Origin of the sequence: Achromobacter sp. GbtcB20 (genome assembly GCF_019091095.1) — a bacterium.
Lineage (GTDB): Bacteria > Pseudomonadota > Gammaproteobacteria > Burkholderiales > Burkholderiaceae_B > Achromobacter > Achromobacter mucicolens.
The window spans coordinates 85,945-100,606 of the sequence record NZ_JAGXJZ010000020.1 but is presented as its reverse complement, the minus strand read 5'-3'; the positions used below and the strand labels follow the sequence as shown (position 1 = coordinate 100,606).

The following is a 14,662-nucleotide window of genomic DNA, read 5'->3' as shown; positions in this document are numbered from 1 at the left end:
CGCTGATCGCCGTGCCGGCGGCGCCGGCCGCCCCGCGCGCGCCGTCCGCCGCGCCGGACACCCCGCGCCCCGTCACGCCCCCCAACCTGTTTCCCGACGCCGCCAAGGCCCCCGCCCCCGCGGGCGAGCCGCTGCTGACGCTGTCGCCCAATGCGGCGTCGCGCGTGCCCACGCCCTGCCCCGACCCGCTGCCGCCCGGCGCGCGCTGGCGCGAGGTGCCCACCGATCAGCAGACCATCGGCTTCGTGCTGCTGCGTTCGCGGCGGCGCAGCATCGGCTTCGTCATCACCGACGACGGCCTGCGCGTGACCGCCCCCAATTGGGTGACGCTGACGCAGATCGACGACGCGGTGCGCGAAAAATCGCGCTGGATCCTGACCAAGCTGCGCGAATGGCACGCCCGCAAGCAGCAGCTGGCCATGGCGCACACGCGCTGGCAGGCGGGCGGAGAACTCCCCTATCTGGGCCGGCGCATCGTCATCGGCGTGGGCGGCGACAGCCGCCAGGCCAATCTGTCCGGCGACGCCGACGCGCCGCAAGATGGCGACACCCTGTGGCTGGCGCTGCCGTCCCACGCCGACCAGGGCCGCATCCGCGATGCGGCCCAAGCGTGGCTGCAGCAGCGCGCGGGCGCGTGGTTCGGTGCGCGGCTGGCGCACTTTTTGCAGGTGAGCGGCCTGAAGATCCGCCGCTGGCGCCTGTCGTCGGCCGCCACGCGCTGGGGGTCGTGCACCAGCGACGGCAACATCATGCTGAACTGGCGCCTGATCCACTTCGCCCCGGCCATCATCGATTACGTCATCGCGCACGAGCTTGCCCATTTGCGCGAGATGAACCACAGTCAGGACTTCTGGCGCGAAGTCGGCCAGATCCTGCCCGACTTCGAAGACGCCAAGAACATCCTGCGGCGTCACGATCCCGCTTCGCTGCCTCAGTTCTGAAGCGCGCGGCACCCAGCGCCTGTTGCGATCCCAAGGAGAATCGAAATGTTGCTGCTGATTCCGGGCCCGGTCACCACCGACGCGCGGGTGAAGGCCGCCATGGCGCAGGACTACGCGCCGTGGGACAACGATTTCCGCACGCTGTACCGGCAGGTGTGCGACGGCGTGCTGGCGATTGCGCAGGCGGGCGCGGACGAGCACGTGGCGCTGGCCTTGCCGGGCTGCGGCCACTTTGCCGTCGAGGCCGCGATCCGCACCTTCGTGCCGCCCGGCGGCCGCATGCTGGCCCCGTCCACCGGCGCGTACTCGGCCCGGCTGCAAAAGCTGGCCGCCGAGGCAGGCCGCATCGCCGTGCCGCTATCGGTGGGCGCCGCCGAGCGCGTGGATCCGCAGGCGGTGGCCGACGCGCTGGAACGCGACCCCACGCTCACGCACCTGGCGCTGGTCTACAGCGAAACCGGCAGCGGCATCTGCCACGACGTGCCGCATCTTGCCCGCATCGCCCACGCGCTGGGACGCCGCGTGATCATCGACGCCGTGTCGGCGTTCGGCGCGTTGCCGCTTGAATTGCGCGCCCTGCCCGCGGTCGACGCCGTGGTGCTGACCGCCAACAAATGCCTGGAAGGCCTGCCGGGCGCCGCCTTCGTCGTCGCGCGCCGTGACAGCCTGGATGCCGCCCGCGGCAATGCGGGCAGCTGGTCGCTCGACCTGGCCGACATCTACCAGCACACGCTGGCGCCCAACGCCGGCCCCCGCTTCACGCCCGCCGCGCCCACGCTGGCCGCGCTGGCCGTGGCGCTGGAACTGTTCCGCCTGGAAGGCCGCGAGGCCCGTCTGGCGCGTTACACGGCCAACATGCGCACGCTTTATGATGGCGTGATCGATCTTGGCCTGACCCCATACCTGCCGCCCGAACTGCAAGGCCCCATCGTCGTCAACGTCCGCGCGCCGGATGCCCCGACCTGGCACCTGCAGCTCTTCGTGGACGCGCTCAAGCAGCGCGGCTATGTGATCAGCAACTTCACCAACACCGAAGAACCCACGTTCCGGGTCGGCTGCATCGGCGCCTTTGGCGCCGGCCAGATGCGGCAGGCGGTCGACGCCATGGGCGGCGCGCTGCGCGACATCGGAATCTCCCGGGAACGCGCCGGAACCCCCCAGCGCTTCCCCCAACCTCTCATCGCTTAAGGAATCCTCCCATGCGTCTGCTCCACACCATGCTGCGCGTCGGCAACCTCGACAAGTCCATCGACTTCTACACCAACGTGCTGGGCATGCGCCTTCTGCGCCGCAACGACTATCCGGACGGCAAGTTCACGCTGGCCTTCGTCGGCTACCAGGACGAAGTCGACGGCGCCGTCATCGAACTGACCCACAACTGGGACACCGACAAGTACGACCTGGGCAACGGCTACGGCCACATCGCCCTGGAAGTCGACAACGCCTACGAAGCCTGTGACAAGGTCAAGGAGCGCGGCGGCAAGGTCACCCGCGAGGCCGGCCCGATGAAGCACGGCAAGACGGTCATCGCCTTCGTGGAAGACCCCGACGGCTACAAGATCGAATTCATCCAGAAGAAAGACCGCCAGGACTGAGCGGAACGCCAGCCATGATCCATCCCATCCTGAAAATGGGCGACCCGCGGCTGCTGCGCGTGGCGCCCCCGGTCGACCGTTTCGACACGCCTGAGCTGCACGCCCTGATCGACGACATGTTCGAAACCATGGCGGCCGCGCAGGGCGTGGGTCTGGCCGCGCCGCAGATCGGCGTGGACCTGCAACTGGTGATCTTCGGGTTCGATCGCAACGACCGCTATCCCGACGCGCCGCCGGTGCCGCAGACGATCCTGTGCAATCCGGTCATCACGCCGCTTTCGGACGAGATGGAAGACGGCTGGGAAGGCTGCCTGTCGGTGCCGGGACTGCGCGGCCTGGTGCCGCGCTACCGCCATATCCGGTACAGCGGCCGCGATCCGTACGGCCAGCTGATCGAGCGCGAGGCCGAAGGCTTTCACGCACGCGTCGTCCAGCACGAATGCGACCACCTGATCGGCCGCCTGTATCCGTCCCGGATCCAGGATTTCACGAAGTTCGGCTTCACGGAAATCCTGTTCCCGGGCATGGACCCGAATCAGGACGACTAGGCGTTACCGCCGGGTCTTGCAGCAGCGGGGGGCTCGTCCTCCTGCGGCTGCGGCGGCTGCGGTTGCTGTGGCGGTTCCGGCGGTTGCGGCTGTTGCGGCGGCTGTTGCCGCGGCGGCTGCGACTCCGGCTGCTGAGGCTGCGGCGACTCCAGGTGCGGCTCCGGCTTCTGTTCCTGCGCCCGAACCGGCGCGCCTTCGCCCGGCGGCGTCAGCGCTTCCGGCGCAAAATCATCCACCTGCAACACCTTCAGCACCGTCGCTTCCGCGGCTTCGAGCTGCGCCGCCTGCGCGTCCGTGATGGCGCCGCGCTGATGGGCTTCTCGCCAGTTGCGCACGTTGGACTGGCGCAACCGGTCGCGGATCGGCTGCACCGCGTCGGCCAGCGCAAAGGCGCGGGTCAAGAGGCCCAGCGGATCCTCCCCGGGTTCGCGCTGCAGGTCGGCCGCCAGTCGCACATGCGTGGGCGACGGCTTGAGCAGCAATTCGGCGCATTCCCGCGTGAGCGCGTCGTCCGGCCCCTTGGCCAGCCGCAACGGCAGGATGGCCGCCCGCAACGCCCACGACAGCGCCTTGACCGGCAGGTTGCGCAGCACCTGATCCATGCTCTTCTCGATGCTGGCGAAACCCTGCGCCATGCACCAGCGCACCAGCGGCAGGTCGTCGTGCTTGCGTCCCTCGTCCTCCCAGCGCTTTAGCACTGCGGACAGCAGATAGAGTTCGGACAGGATGTCGCCCAGGCGCGCGGAGATCATTTCGCGGCGCTTCAGGCCTCCACCCAGTTGCGCCAGCGTGGCGTCGGCCAGCAGCGCGAAGCCCGACGCATAACGGCCCAGCCGGCGGTAATGACCCGCCACCGGTCCCGAGGCGGGCGCGGGCGCCAGCATGCCGCCCGTCCACGCGCGGCCGATCGCGCGCAGCGTGTTCATGCCCGCGTGGCGCAGATGGCGCCAGAAGACATCGTGGAAGACTTCGATGCCGCGTTCCTCGTCGGGGTTGCCCAGCGCCAGTATCTCCGGCATCAGATAGGGATGCGCGCGAATGGCGCCTTGCCCGAAGATGATCAGATTGCGCGTCAGGATGTTGGCGCCCTCGACCGTGATGGCGATGGGCACGGCGCGGTACAGGGAGCCCAGGTAATTGCTGGGGCCGTCCATGACGGCGCGGCCCGCGTGCACGTCCATGGCGTCGTTCACCGACACGCGCATGCGCTCGGTGGCGTGGTATTTCATGATGCCGGACACCACCGCAGGCTTGACGCCCTGATTGAGCGCGGCGCAGGTCAGGCGGCGCGCGGCCTCGATCAGATAGGCGTTGCCGGCCAGGCTGGCCAGCCGCTCCTGAACGCCCTCGAACTTGCCGATCGGGATGCCGAATTGCTCGCGCACCCGCGCATACATGCCGGTGGTGTGCGCGCACATCGCCGCGGCGGCGGCCGACAGCGACGGCAGCGAAATGCCGCGCCCGGCGGCCAGTGCGCTCATCAGCATCTGCCAGCCCTGCCCGGCGCGCTCGATGCCGCCGATCAGCGCATCCAGCGGCACAAAAACGTCGCGGCCCGAGTTGGGCCCGTTCTGGAACACCTGCATGGCGGGAAGGTGGCGCCGGCCGATCTCGACGCCGGGCGCGTCGGTGGGAACGAGCGCCACCGAGATGCCGATATCCTTGGGCCCGCCCAGGATGCCGTCGGGGTCCGACATCTTGAACGCCAGCCCCAGCACCGTGGCCACCGGCCCCAGCGTGATGTAGCGCTTGTGCCAATTGAGCCGGATGCCGATGAGCTCACGCCCATCCACGACCTGGCGGCACACGACGCCGGTATCCACCATCGAGGCAGCGTCCGAGCCGGCTTCAGGGCTGGTCAGGCCAAAGCACGGGACTTCCCGGCCGTCGGCAAGCCTTGGTAGCCAATAATCGCGCTGCGCCTGCGTGCCGAACTGCATGAGCAGTTCGCCCGGCCCCAGCGAGTTCGGCACCATGACGGTGACGCCAGCCGTGATGGAATAGCCGGAAATGCGCCGCACCACTTCGGAGTGCGCATAGGGCGAGAACCCCAGGCCGCCGTGGCGGCGCGGAATGATCATGCCGAAGAAACGCTGCGTCTTGAGGAACTCCCAGACGCGCGGCGGCAGATCGCGCCGGTTCCAGGAGATATCCCATTCGTCCAGCATGCCGCACAGTTCGCGCACGGGACCGTCGATGAAGCGCTGTTCATCCGGCGTCAGCGTGGCCGGCGGCACGCTGAGCAGCTTGCGCCAGTCGGGATTGCCCGTGAACAGGTCTGCGTCCCACCAGCTGTCGCCGGCTTCGATGGCTTCGCGTTCGGTGGCCGACATGGCAGGCATGGCATTGCGGGCCCAGCGGTATGCGGGTTCCGAAATGCGGCGCCGGCGCCAGGCGTTGAAATCCATGGGTCCCCCTGTTGTTCGCTACAAGACGTATCGGGCCAAAGTACCAGAATTGGCGCGGCCCGGCCAAGCTGCGGCTTACCGACTCTGCGACAATGGGCGTCGCCGCGCAGATGCGCAATCAACCGCTGTCCGGGCTCGTCCGCATGCTGAACAAACTCTGGCTTGGCTTCTTCCTTACCGCTGCCGCGGCCGCGCTGTACCGCTGGCTCGTCATCGGGGACCCGGAAGTCTTTCGCCAGATGGTCGCCAGCCTGTTCGACATGGCGCGCGTGTCCGTGGACGTGATGGTGCTGCTTTTTGGCACGCTGACGCTGTGGCTGGGTTTCCTGCGCATCGCCGAGGGCGCGGGGCTGGTCGAAAAGCTTGCGCGGCTCCTGGGCCCCCTGTTCGCGCGCCTGATGCCCGAGGTGCCGCGCAATCATCCGGCCATCGGCCTGATCACGCTGAACTTCGCGGCCAATGGCCTGGGGCTGGACAACGCCGCCACCCCCATCGGCCTGCGCGCCATGCGCGAGCTGCAAGCGCTCAACCCCAAGCCGGACACCGCCACCAACGCGCAGATCCTGTTCCTGGTGCTCAATGCATCGTCGCTGACGCTGCTGCCCGTCACGCTGTTCATGTTCCGCGCGCAGCAGGGCGCGCCCGATCCCACGCTGGTCTTTTTGCCCATTCTGCTGGCCACCAGCGCGTCCACGCTGGCCGGCTTTCTGGCGGTCGCGCTGTGCCAGCGGCTGCGCCTGGCCGATCCGGTCATCCTGCTGTGGCTGGGCGGCGCGGCGCTGGTGCTGGGCGGATTCATGGCGCTTCTGGCCAGCATGTCGGCAGCCGCCATCGCGTCGCTGTCTTCGCTGCTGGGGAACCTGACGCTGTTTGGCATCCTGCTGGCGTTTCTGGTCGTCGGCGCGTGGAAAAAAGTGCCTGTGTACGAGGCCTTCATTGAAGGCGCCAAGGAAGGGTTCGATATCGCCAAGAGCCTGTTGCCGTATCTGGTGGCGATGCTGTGCGCCGTGGGCGTGCTGCGCGCGTCGGGCGCGCTGGACTTCCTGTTGGATGGCATCCGCTGGCTGGCGCAGCAGGCAAACTGGGACACGCGCTTCGTGGACGCGCTGCCCACGGCGCTGGTCAAGCCGTTCTCGGGCAGCGCAGCGCGCGCGATGATGCTGGAGACCATGACGCACTTCGGCGTGGACAGCTTCCCGGCGCTGCTGTCCGCGGTGGTGCAAGGCAGCACCGAGACCACCTTCTATGTGCTGGCGGTGTACTTCGGGTCGGTGGGGATTCTGCGCGCCCGGCATGCAGTCGGCTGCGCGCTGATCGCCGACCTGGCCGGGGCGCTGGCCGCGATCGGCGTCTGCTACTGGTTCTTCGGCTAGGCGCCCTGCTTCAGTCCACCAGCAGGATCTTCATCCCGTTGGTGCCGCCGCTGTCGCGATAGAAATCGCCCTTGGTCAGGATCACCCAATCGCCGGTCTGCACCAGATTGCGCTTGCGCAGCTCGTCGATGGCGGCGTTGGAAAGATCGGCCGGATCGTAGTCCGACGGCGCGAACGGAATCGTGTACACGCCACGGAACATCGTCACGCGGTTTTGCGTCACGCTGTGCGGGCTGTAGCAGTAGATAGGCACGCCCGAGCGGATGCGGGACATGATGAGCGGCGTGTGGCCGCTTTCGGTCAGCGCGATGATGGCCTTGACGCCGGGAAAATGGTTGGCGGCATACATGGCCGCCAGCGCGATGGTTTCGTCGCAGCGCGTGAAGGTCTCGCCCATGCGGTGATGGGACTTCGTGGACGTGGGATGCTTTTCCGCGCCCAGGCACACACGCGCCATGGCTTGCACGGTTTCGACCGGATACTGGCCCGAGGCGCTTTCAGCCGACAGCATGACGGCGTCGGTGTAGTCCAGCACCGCGTTGGCCACGTCGGAGACTTCGGCGCGGGTGGGCATGGGGCTGGAGATCATCGATTCCATCATCTGCGTGGCAGTGATGACCACCTTGTTCAGCGTGCGCGCGTGCTGGATGATGCGCTTCTGGATGCCCACCAGCTCGGCATCGCCCACTTCCACGCCCAGGTCGCCGCGCGCCACCATCACGCCGTCGCTTGCGCGGATCAGCGCATCCAGGGCCTCGTCGTCGGCTACTGCCTCGGCGCGTTCGATCTTTGCGATGATCCATGCCTGGCTGCCGGCCGCGGCAAGCAAGGTGCGGGCCTCGTCGATGTCGCTGCCATAGCGCGGGAACGACACCGCCACGTAGTCCAGCTCCATTTCGGCGGCCAGCTTGATGTCGACGCGATCCTTGTCGGTCAGGCTGGGCGCGGACAGGCCGCCGCCGCGGCGGTTGATGCCCTTGTTGTTGGACAGCGGACCGCCCACTGTGACGGTGGTGTGGACTTCGTCGCCTTCGACGCGATCCACGACCAGCACGACGCGGCCGTCATCGAGCAGCAGCTCGTCGCCCACGCGGCAATCGGTCACGAGTTCCGGATAGTCGATGCCCACGATGCTGGACGTGCCCGCATCCTTGGGATGCACGCGCGACAGCGTGAACGGCTGGCCCACATGCAGTTGCACCAGCTTGTCGACAAAGCGGGCGATGCGGATCTTGGGGCCTTGCAGGTCGCCCATGATCGCGACGAAGCGGCCCTGCTTGGCAGCGATCTCGCGCACCAGCCGCGCGCGCTGGCGGTGATCGTCCGCGCTGCCATGCGAGAAGTTCAGCCGTGCGACGTCCAGCCCCGCGCGGATGAGCGCGTCGATGCGTTCGGGCGACGAGGTCGAGGGTCCCAGGGTGGCGACAATTTTTGTGCGGCGCAATACAGGCATGGCGGTCCACTCTCGCAAAAGCAACGAAAGCGCTATGGTACGCCGGCCGCGTTGTCACGGGTATCATGGGTGACACATCGATCACTAACGCGCCCCCCCTTCCGACCGTGAAAATCGTCATCGCTCCCGACTCGTTCAAAGAAAGCGTTTCCGCGCCCGATGCGGCGGCGGCCATTGCGCGCGGCGTCAAGGCCGCCTTTCCCGGCGCGCACACCGTGTGCATCCCGATGGCCGACGGTGGCGAAGGCACCGTCGAAGCCGTGCTCGCGGCCACCGGCGGCAAGGAACATCAGATCACCGTGAACGACGCGCTCGGCCACAAGGTCGACGCCGTGTGGGGATTGCTGGACGACGGCACCGCCGTCATCGAGATGGCCGCCGCGGCGGGCCTTGAATTGATCTCCCCGTCCAAGCGCGACCCGATGCGCGCCAGCAGCCACGGCGTGGGCGAGCTGATGCGCGCGGCGCTGGACGCGGGCGCCAAGCGCATCATCCTGGGGTTGGGCGGCTCGGCCACCAACGACGCGGGCGCCGGCATGCTGACGGCGCTGGGCGTGCGGCTGCTGGACGCCGGCGGCAACAGCCTGCCGCCGGGCGGCGGGGCGCTGGGCCAACTTGCCTCCATCGACACGCATGGCCTGGACCCGCGGCTGGCGCAGGTGCGCGTCGACATCGCCTCCGACGTCGACAATCCCTTGTGCGGTCCGCATGGCGCGTCGCATGTGTTCGGGCCGCAAAAGGGCGCGACGCCGGAACAGGTGCAGACCCTGGACACCCTGCTGAGTCACTTCGCCGACGTGTGCGCAAAGCACCTCGGCGCCGACCACCGCGACGCGCCCGGCGCGGGCGCCGCCGGAGGCCTGGGTTTTGCCGCCAAGGCGTTCTTGAACGCGCATTTCCGGCCGGGCGTGGAGATCGTCGCAGAGCTGGGCGGTCTGGCCGACGCCGTGGAAGGCGCAACGCTGGTGTTCACCGGCGAAGGCCGGATGGACGCACAGACGCTGCGCGGCAAGACGCCCGCAGGCGTCGCCCGGATTGCGCAACGCGCGGGCGTTCCCGTCGTGGCGCTGGCCGGCTCGCTGGGCGAAGGCTACGAGGCCCTGCACACCTGCGGCATCAGCGCCGCATTCAGCCTGGCCCCCGGCCCCATCACGTTGCAGCAGGCCTTGGCCGACGCCGAGCGCCTGCTGGCCGACCGGGCACGCGATGTGATGCAGCTGTGGATGGCGGCGCAAAAGCGCATGCTGTGATCGGGCGCCAGGGGCAACCCGCTGAACCGCCGTCACAGGCTGACGCCCATGTCCCCTGGGTGTCTGACACCATCTCACTCTCCGAGCACCCAAATGCAAAAAGGCCCCACGGGGCCTTTTTGCACTGCCATGCCATACCGAAAAGACGTCACTCCCGCGCCAACACCCCGGCTTCGACCAGCGCATCCGACAGGCGCATGTAGCGGTCCACCGAAATGTCCTCGGCGCGCGCGGTGGGCGCGATATCCAGCGCTTCCCAAGGCACTTGCGCGGCCCAGTCTGCCAGCACCCGCCGCAGCATCTTGCGGCGCTGCGAGAAGGCGCGGGCCACCACGGTTTCGAAAGCGCGCTCGCTGATGGGCCGCTGGCGATCCGCCGGCAACGGCACCATGCGCACGATCGCCGACACGACCTTAGGAGGCGGATCGAAGGCCTCGGGCGGCACGTCGAACAGCTTGTGCATGCGGTAGCGCGATTGCAGCATCACGGACAAGCGGCTGAAGTCGCCCGAGCCGGGCTTGGCCACCATGCGGTCGATCACTTCGCGCTGCAGCATGAAATGCTGATCGCGAATGTGGTCGGCCCACGTCATCAGGTGGAACAGCAACGGGCTGGAAATGTTGTAGGGCAGATTACCCACGACGCGCAGCGCGCCGCCGAACTGCGAGAAATCCACCGTCAGCGCGTCGGCCTCGACTACCGTCAAACGTGATGCGTCGAACTGCTTGCGCAGCCGGGCGGCCAGGTCGCGATCGATTTCGACCGCGGTGAGATGGTCCAGCCGTTCGAGCAGCGGCCGCGTCAGCGCGGACAAGCCAGGGCCGATCTCGACCACGGCATCGTCGCGGGCGGGCGCAACCGCCCGGACGATGGACTCGACGACGCTGTCGTCGGTCAGGAAGTTCTGGCCAAAGCGCTTGCGCGCCTGGTGTTGAGACATGAAAAGCCCGTAATGCGTTTAGCGGTTGTTCTGCTGGATTTTCTGCTGCTTTTCGAAGCGGTTGTCGACGTACGCCTGTGCGCGCAGTTGCTCGAGCCAGTCTTCGAAGGCCGGCTGGGCGCGGCGCTCGAACAGCGTCTGGCGGGCGCGCATGCGCGCCAGGTCGTCGGTCGCGTCGTGCTCGCGGCGCTCTTCCACCTGGATCAGGTGCCAGCCGAACGGCGACTGCACGGGCTGGCTGATTTCGCCAGGTTGCAGCGCGTTCATCGCGGCCTCGAACGGCGGCACGGTTTCACCCGGGTTCAGCCATCCCAGCTCGCCGCCTTGCGGCGCGCTGGCGTCCTGCGAATACTGGCGCGCCATTTCCTCGAACGTGGCGGCGCCATTGACCAGGCGCTGGCGAACCTGCTCCAGGCGCTGGCGGGCCAGATCATCGCTCATGACGGTCGAGGTCTTGATGAGGATGTGGCGGGCGCGCGTCTGCACAACCTGCGTCGGGCCCTGGGGCGCCTGCTCGCGTGCGGCCGGCTGAGGCGCCGGTTGCGGCGCGGCTTGCGGCGCCGGGGCGCGGGCCGTACGGCCGGGCGCGGGCTGGGCGGTGCCGCGGTCCATTACCTTGATGATGTGAAAGCCATTGCCGCTTTGGATCAGCTGGCTGACCTGGCCCTTCTGGAGATTGCTGATGGCCTTGACGAAAAGATCAGGCCAGCCATCCAGCGGGCGCACACCCATGACGCCGCCCTGCAGCGCCTCGGGGCCGTCGGACGATGCCGCGGCCAGGCTGGCGAAATCGTCGCCGCGCTTGGCTCGCGCCAGCAGACCTTCGGCCTTCTTGCGCAGCAGCGACAGTTGGTCGGGCGACGAGCCTTCCGGCACGCGCACCAGAATCTGCGCCAGCGCGTAAAGCATGGGGCCGGCAGGCGCGGCGGCCTGCTCGGGCGCGGGCTGCGGCTGCACCTGGGGCTGCGCTTGCGCCGCCTGCGCAGGCGCCGCGCCAAAAGCCGGATTGCGGCGCTGGTCTTTCAGGAAGGCATCGACTTCCGCGTCGGAAATGACGATGGTCGAGTCGACCGCGCGCTGGCGCAGGCGATCCGAACGGATCTCGTCGCGCAGCGATTTGCGGTAGTTTTCCCAGGTCGTGCCGGACTTTTCCAGTTCCTGGCGCAATTGCTGCACCGTGATCTTGTTGCGCGAGGCGATCGCCTGGATGGCGGTGTCGATCTGTTTGTCGTCAACCCGGATGCCAAGGCGGTCGGCTTCGTGGCGCTGCACGCGTTCCATGATGAGACGCTGGAGCACCTGGTGCTGCAGCGTCTGGTCATCGGGCACCTGGATGCCGCGCGACTTCAGTTCGCCAGCAACGCGCTGGGAGGCGTCGCGCAGTTCGCGCAGCGTGATCACGTCCTTGTCGACGATCGCGGCGATGCCGTCCACGAACTGCTCGCCCTTGGGCGCCGGCGCGTCCTGTTTCTGCGCGGCGGGAGCGGCCTTGGCGCTGTTGGCGCCGCGGCTGGTCTGCTCGGCCGCATGGGCGGCGGGCAAGCCGGCGCACAGGGCCAGCAGCAGCGCGTTGCCGGAGAGGCGGCGCAAAGAGTGCAACCTACGCATCATTCATACCTTTCAAATGTGGTCCCGGCCTGCGCGGGCGGCGTGACGCGCGTGTAACCGGGGATACTTCTGTTCAGCAGGCTCATGGGGTCGGTTCCGAGGGAACCCAGGCCCGTGAGCTCAAGCTGGAAGAACAGCGCGGAATTGGTGTCCGCCGCCGATACGGCGTAGCGCTGGTAGACCATGCGGCCCACCCAGCAGCAGTCGCCCTTGTACTCCAGGCCGGCGATGGCCTGCGTCACGCGCGGAGATTCCGTCGTATTGGCAATCGTACTGGACGGTCCGGAACGCAAAGAATAGTCGACCCGGCCCACCCCGTACCAGCGCTTGCTGAATGGCCATTGAACGGCCAGGCTGACCTGGTTCTGACCCTGCGGCTGATAGAACACGCCCGGCTGCGGATCGCGCTGGTAGCGGTAGGCCACCGCCACGGTGGTCAGGCGCTGCGGCGACCAGCGCGCGCTGATGAGCCCGCGCGACCAATTGTTGTCGTAGGGGTTGTACTGCGCGGCGAGGTCCGTGTTGAGCGTATCGGTCAACGCGGCGCTGACGCCCACCAGGAAGTCGGACCGCACGTCCGTGCGCGGGGTTTCCAGCGGCAGCGTGACTTTCTGGTCTTCGAAGTACAGACGCTGCGCCACGCCCACCGACAGGCGCTCGAAACCGCTGTCGGCATCGAGCCAGCGCGTCGTCAGGGCCGCGGTCAGCTGGTTGGCGTTGGCGATACGGTCCCAGCCGCCCGAGTAGATGTTTTCCTCAAACGCCTGGGTGAAGCTGAAGTCGGCCAGCGACGTATCGAAGACAGGAATCTTGGACTGGTCGCGGTACGGCACGTACAGGTAATACAGCCGCGGTTCGAGCGTCTGCGTGGACGATTTGCCGAACAGCGTGGTGTCGCGCTCGAAGATCAGGCCCGAGTCCAGCGACAGGATGGGCACCGTGCGGGACTGCGAGCGCGGCAGGCCATTGGCCGTGCCGCCGTTGAGCCCCTGCGCATCCACGCCATACCATTTGGTCTGATACGACGTGTAGTTCACGCCCGCCTTCGGGGTGATGAACCAGCCCGGGCGGACGATCGGATACGAGATCGTCGGGTAGGTCTGGAAGCGGTCGCCATCGGGGGCTCGCAACGCCGCGCCGTACTCCGGCATGCTGAAGCGCACCGCGGTCGAGGTCCAGTCCAGGTCGAAGCCGCCGACGTCGTACCGCGAACCGCGCAGGTAGATCTCGGGTTCCTTGTTGTACGGCGGGACCAGCGGCGCATCGGGGTCCTGCAGCGTCTGGAACTTGTAGACCTGCGCGTAGGCGCTCCAGTAGTTAGAGACCCAGCCCACGCGGCCGCGTTGCGGCAGGTAAGTCGTGGAGGCCTGGTTCAGGCCCAGTTGCGAAATGTCGCGGAAGTAATTGTCGTCCGAGACCTTGGCGATATCCCAGTCGGCGTAGAAACCGTGCGAGAACTGCTGCTGATGGCGCCACCAGTACATCCAGCGGTCGTTGCCCGTCACGTCGTCATTGGGCAGGTAGGTGCCGTCCATAATGCCGCTGTACCCGTAACCCAAATAGCGGAACTCGCCGCCCAGCTGGGTGCCGCGCTTGGAGAAGTAGCGCGGCTGCACCGTCAGGTCGTAATTGGGCGCCAGGTTGAAGTAGTACGGAATCGAAATGTCGAAACCGCCCTGGCTGGTCGTGCCGTAGGTCGGGATCAGGAAACCCGACTTGCGTTCGCGCTTGACCGGGAAGGTCATGTAGGGCGACGCCAGGATCGGCACATCCTTGAAGTACAGGACGCCGCCGCGGGCGACGCCTTCGTTTTCGTCGAAATCGATATCGACCGAATTGGCCTTGATGTACCAGGACGGGTTTTCGCACGGGCAGCCGCTGTACGTCACCGTGTGCAGCCGCATCTGCGACTTGCTGAAAATGTCCGCGTGGTCGGCGACGGCAAAGCCGCCGGTGGCGCCCAGCCAGAAGTTGGGCTTTTCGACCTCGCCGGAATACCGGTCCACGTTGAACGAGGCGGACGGGCCCGTGACCAGGGTGCCATCGCGCATCATGCGGGCGTTGCCGCGGACGTCGACCTTGCCGGTGTCCTTGCGGTAATTGATCGCGTCGCCCTTGATCACGCCGTCGATGCGGCGCACCTGCGCGTTGCCGGTCAGGTTGAGCTCGTAGTCGGGATCGCCCGAAATCGTGTCCGCTTCCATGAAAGCGGGAATGCTCTCGTCGGGCAACCGGTGCATGCGCAGGCCAGGCGAGGTGCGCAATTGCGGGGTTGACGTGACCGACGGCGCGGAAGCAGCGGCGCCCGGGCTACTTTGAGCCTGGGCGGCTCCGGCGGCGACGCTGACTACGGAGAGGATCAACCACGGAACCTTGCGCACGAATGAAAACAGCCCTTTATGACCATGGGAGAGCCGCACAGAGACGCCCACGCGGCGCCAATGCTGACGGAAACGAGCCGGTATTATAGAGAAGCCGCGAACAACGCCCAGCCTTATGTTCGCCAAATCGAAAATTCCCCAATTTTGCCCTTCTGACACGGATCT

Annotated in this window: 11 protein-coding genes; 6 read left to right on the top strand and 5 right to left on the bottom strand. The window is 67.4% G+C overall.

From position 1 onward, the window contains the following. Nucleotides 1–2: 2 nt before the first annotated feature. The 4 genes from KVT32_RS22345 to def are packed head-to-tail and all read left to right on the top strand — an operon-like array spanning nt 3 to nt 3,084. Nucleotides 3–941: a M48 family metallopeptidase gene (locus KVT32_RS22345; protein WP_371825609.1), complete on the top strand. Its 939-nt coding sequence runs from the start codon at nt 3–5 to the stop codon at nt 939–941. A 45-nt stretch (nt 942–986) separates the two neighbouring features. Further along, complete coding sequence (locus KVT32_RS22340) at nt 987–2,129, top strand: 2-aminoethylphosphonate--pyruvate transaminase (RefSeq protein ID WP_217618865.1); 1,143 nt, start codon at nt 987–989, stop codon at nt 2,127–2,129. 11 nt (nt 2,130–2,140) lie between these two features. Then, complete coding sequence (gloA, locus tag KVT32_RS22335) at nt 2,141–2,536, top strand: lactoylglutathione lyase (protein WP_063955180.1); 396 nt, start codon at nt 2,141–2,143, stop codon at nt 2,534–2,536. Nucleotides 2,537–2,550: 14 nt separating this feature from the next. Then, entirely contained in the window at nt 2,551–3,084 is a 534-nt protein-coding gene (gene def, locus KVT32_RS22330) for a peptide deformylase (RefSeq protein ID WP_152383492.1), read from the top strand. Here the strand turns inward: def and KVT32_RS22325 are convergent. Further along, nucleotides 3,081–5,492, bottom strand: coding sequence for an acyl-CoA dehydrogenase (locus tag KVT32_RS22325; RefSeq protein WP_254636985.1), 2,412 nt, complete (start codon nt 5,490–5,492; stop codon nt 3,081–3,083). The genes def and KVT32_RS22325 overlap by 4 nt on opposite strands. A 143-nt stretch (nt 5,493–5,635) precedes the next feature. Between KVT32_RS22325 and KVT32_RS22320 the strand changes: the two genes are divergently transcribed. After that, nucleotides 5,636–6,865: a nucleoside recognition domain-containing protein gene (locus KVT32_RS22320; RefSeq protein WP_217618864.1), complete on the top strand. Its 1,230-nt coding sequence runs from the start codon at nt 5,636–5,638 to the stop codon at nt 6,863–6,865. A gap of 10 nt (nt 6,866–6,875) precedes the next feature. On the opposite strand, the gene pyk is transcribed toward KVT32_RS22320, so the two are convergent. Further along, the gene (pyk, locus tag KVT32_RS22315) at nt 6,876–8,318 is read right to left on the bottom strand and encodes a pyruvate kinase (RefSeq protein WP_217618863.1); all 1,443 of its coding nucleotides are present in this window, start codon (nt 8,316–8,318) and stop codon (nt 6,876–6,878) included. Nucleotides 8,319–8,425: 107 nt separating this feature from the next. Between pyk and KVT32_RS22310 the strand changes: the two genes are divergently transcribed. Next, complete coding sequence (locus KVT32_RS22310) at nt 8,426–9,568, top strand: glycerate kinase (RefSeq protein ID WP_056320900.1); 1,143 nt, start codon at nt 8,426–8,428, stop codon at nt 9,566–9,568. A gap of 148 nt (nt 9,569–9,716) precedes the next feature. Here the strand turns inward: KVT32_RS22310 and rsmA are convergent, their stop codons facing one another. From rsmA to KVT32_RS22295, 3 genes are read right to left on the bottom strand one after another with little or no spacing between them, the layout of a single operon-like run. Next, the gene (gene rsmA / locus KVT32_RS22305) at nt 9,717–10,508 is read right to left on the bottom strand and encodes a 16S rRNA (adenine(1518)-N(6)/adenine(1519)-N(6))-dimethyltransferase RsmA (protein ID WP_152383490.1); all 792 of its coding nucleotides are present in this window, start codon (nt 10,506–10,508) and stop codon (nt 9,717–9,719) included. A gap of 18 nt (nt 10,509–10,526) precedes the next feature. After that, complete coding sequence (locus KVT32_RS22300) at nt 10,527–12,119, bottom strand: peptidylprolyl isomerase (RefSeq protein ID WP_217618862.1); 1,593 nt, start codon at nt 12,117–12,119, stop codon at nt 10,527–10,529. Then, nucleotides 12,116–14,497: an LPS-assembly protein LptD gene (locus tag KVT32_RS22295; RefSeq protein ID WP_175157436.1), complete on the bottom strand. Its 2,382-nt coding sequence runs from the start codon at nt 14,495–14,497 to the stop codon at nt 12,116–12,118. Before KVT32_RS22295 ends, KVT32_RS22300 begins: the two co-directional genes overlap by 4 nt. Nucleotides 14,498–14,662: the final 165 nt, after the last annotated feature.

Coding starts and splice junctions, on each gene's coding strand:
- KVT32_RS22340 (WP_217618865.1), top strand. CDS start 987: ATGTTGCTGCTGATTCCGGGCCCGGTCACCACCGACGCGCGGGTGAAG.
- gloA (WP_063955180.1), top strand. CDS start 2,141: ATGCGTCTGCTCCACACCATGCTGCGCGTCGGCAACCTCGACAAGTCC.
- def (WP_152383492.1), top strand. CDS start 2,551: ATGATCCATCCCATCCTGAAAATGGGCGACCCGCGGCTGCTGCGCGTG.
- KVT32_RS22325 (WP_254636985.1), bottom strand. CDS start 5,492: ATGGATTTCAACGCCTGGCGCCGGCGCCGCATTTCGGAACCCGCATAC.
- KVT32_RS22320 (WP_217618864.1), top strand. CDS start 5,636: ATGCTGAACAAACTCTGGCTTGGCTTCTTCCTTACCGCTGCCGCGGCC.
- pyk (WP_217618863.1), bottom strand. CDS start 8,318: ATGCCTGTATTGCGCCGCACAAAAATTGTCGCCACCCTGGGACCCTCG.
- rsmA (WP_152383490.1), bottom strand. CDS start 10,508: ATGTCTCAACACCAGGCGCGCAAGCGCTTTGGCCAGAACTTCCTGACC.
- KVT32_RS22300 (WP_217618862.1), bottom strand. CDS start 12,119: ATGATGCGTAGGTTGCACTCTTTGCGCCGCCTCTCCGGCAACGCGCTG.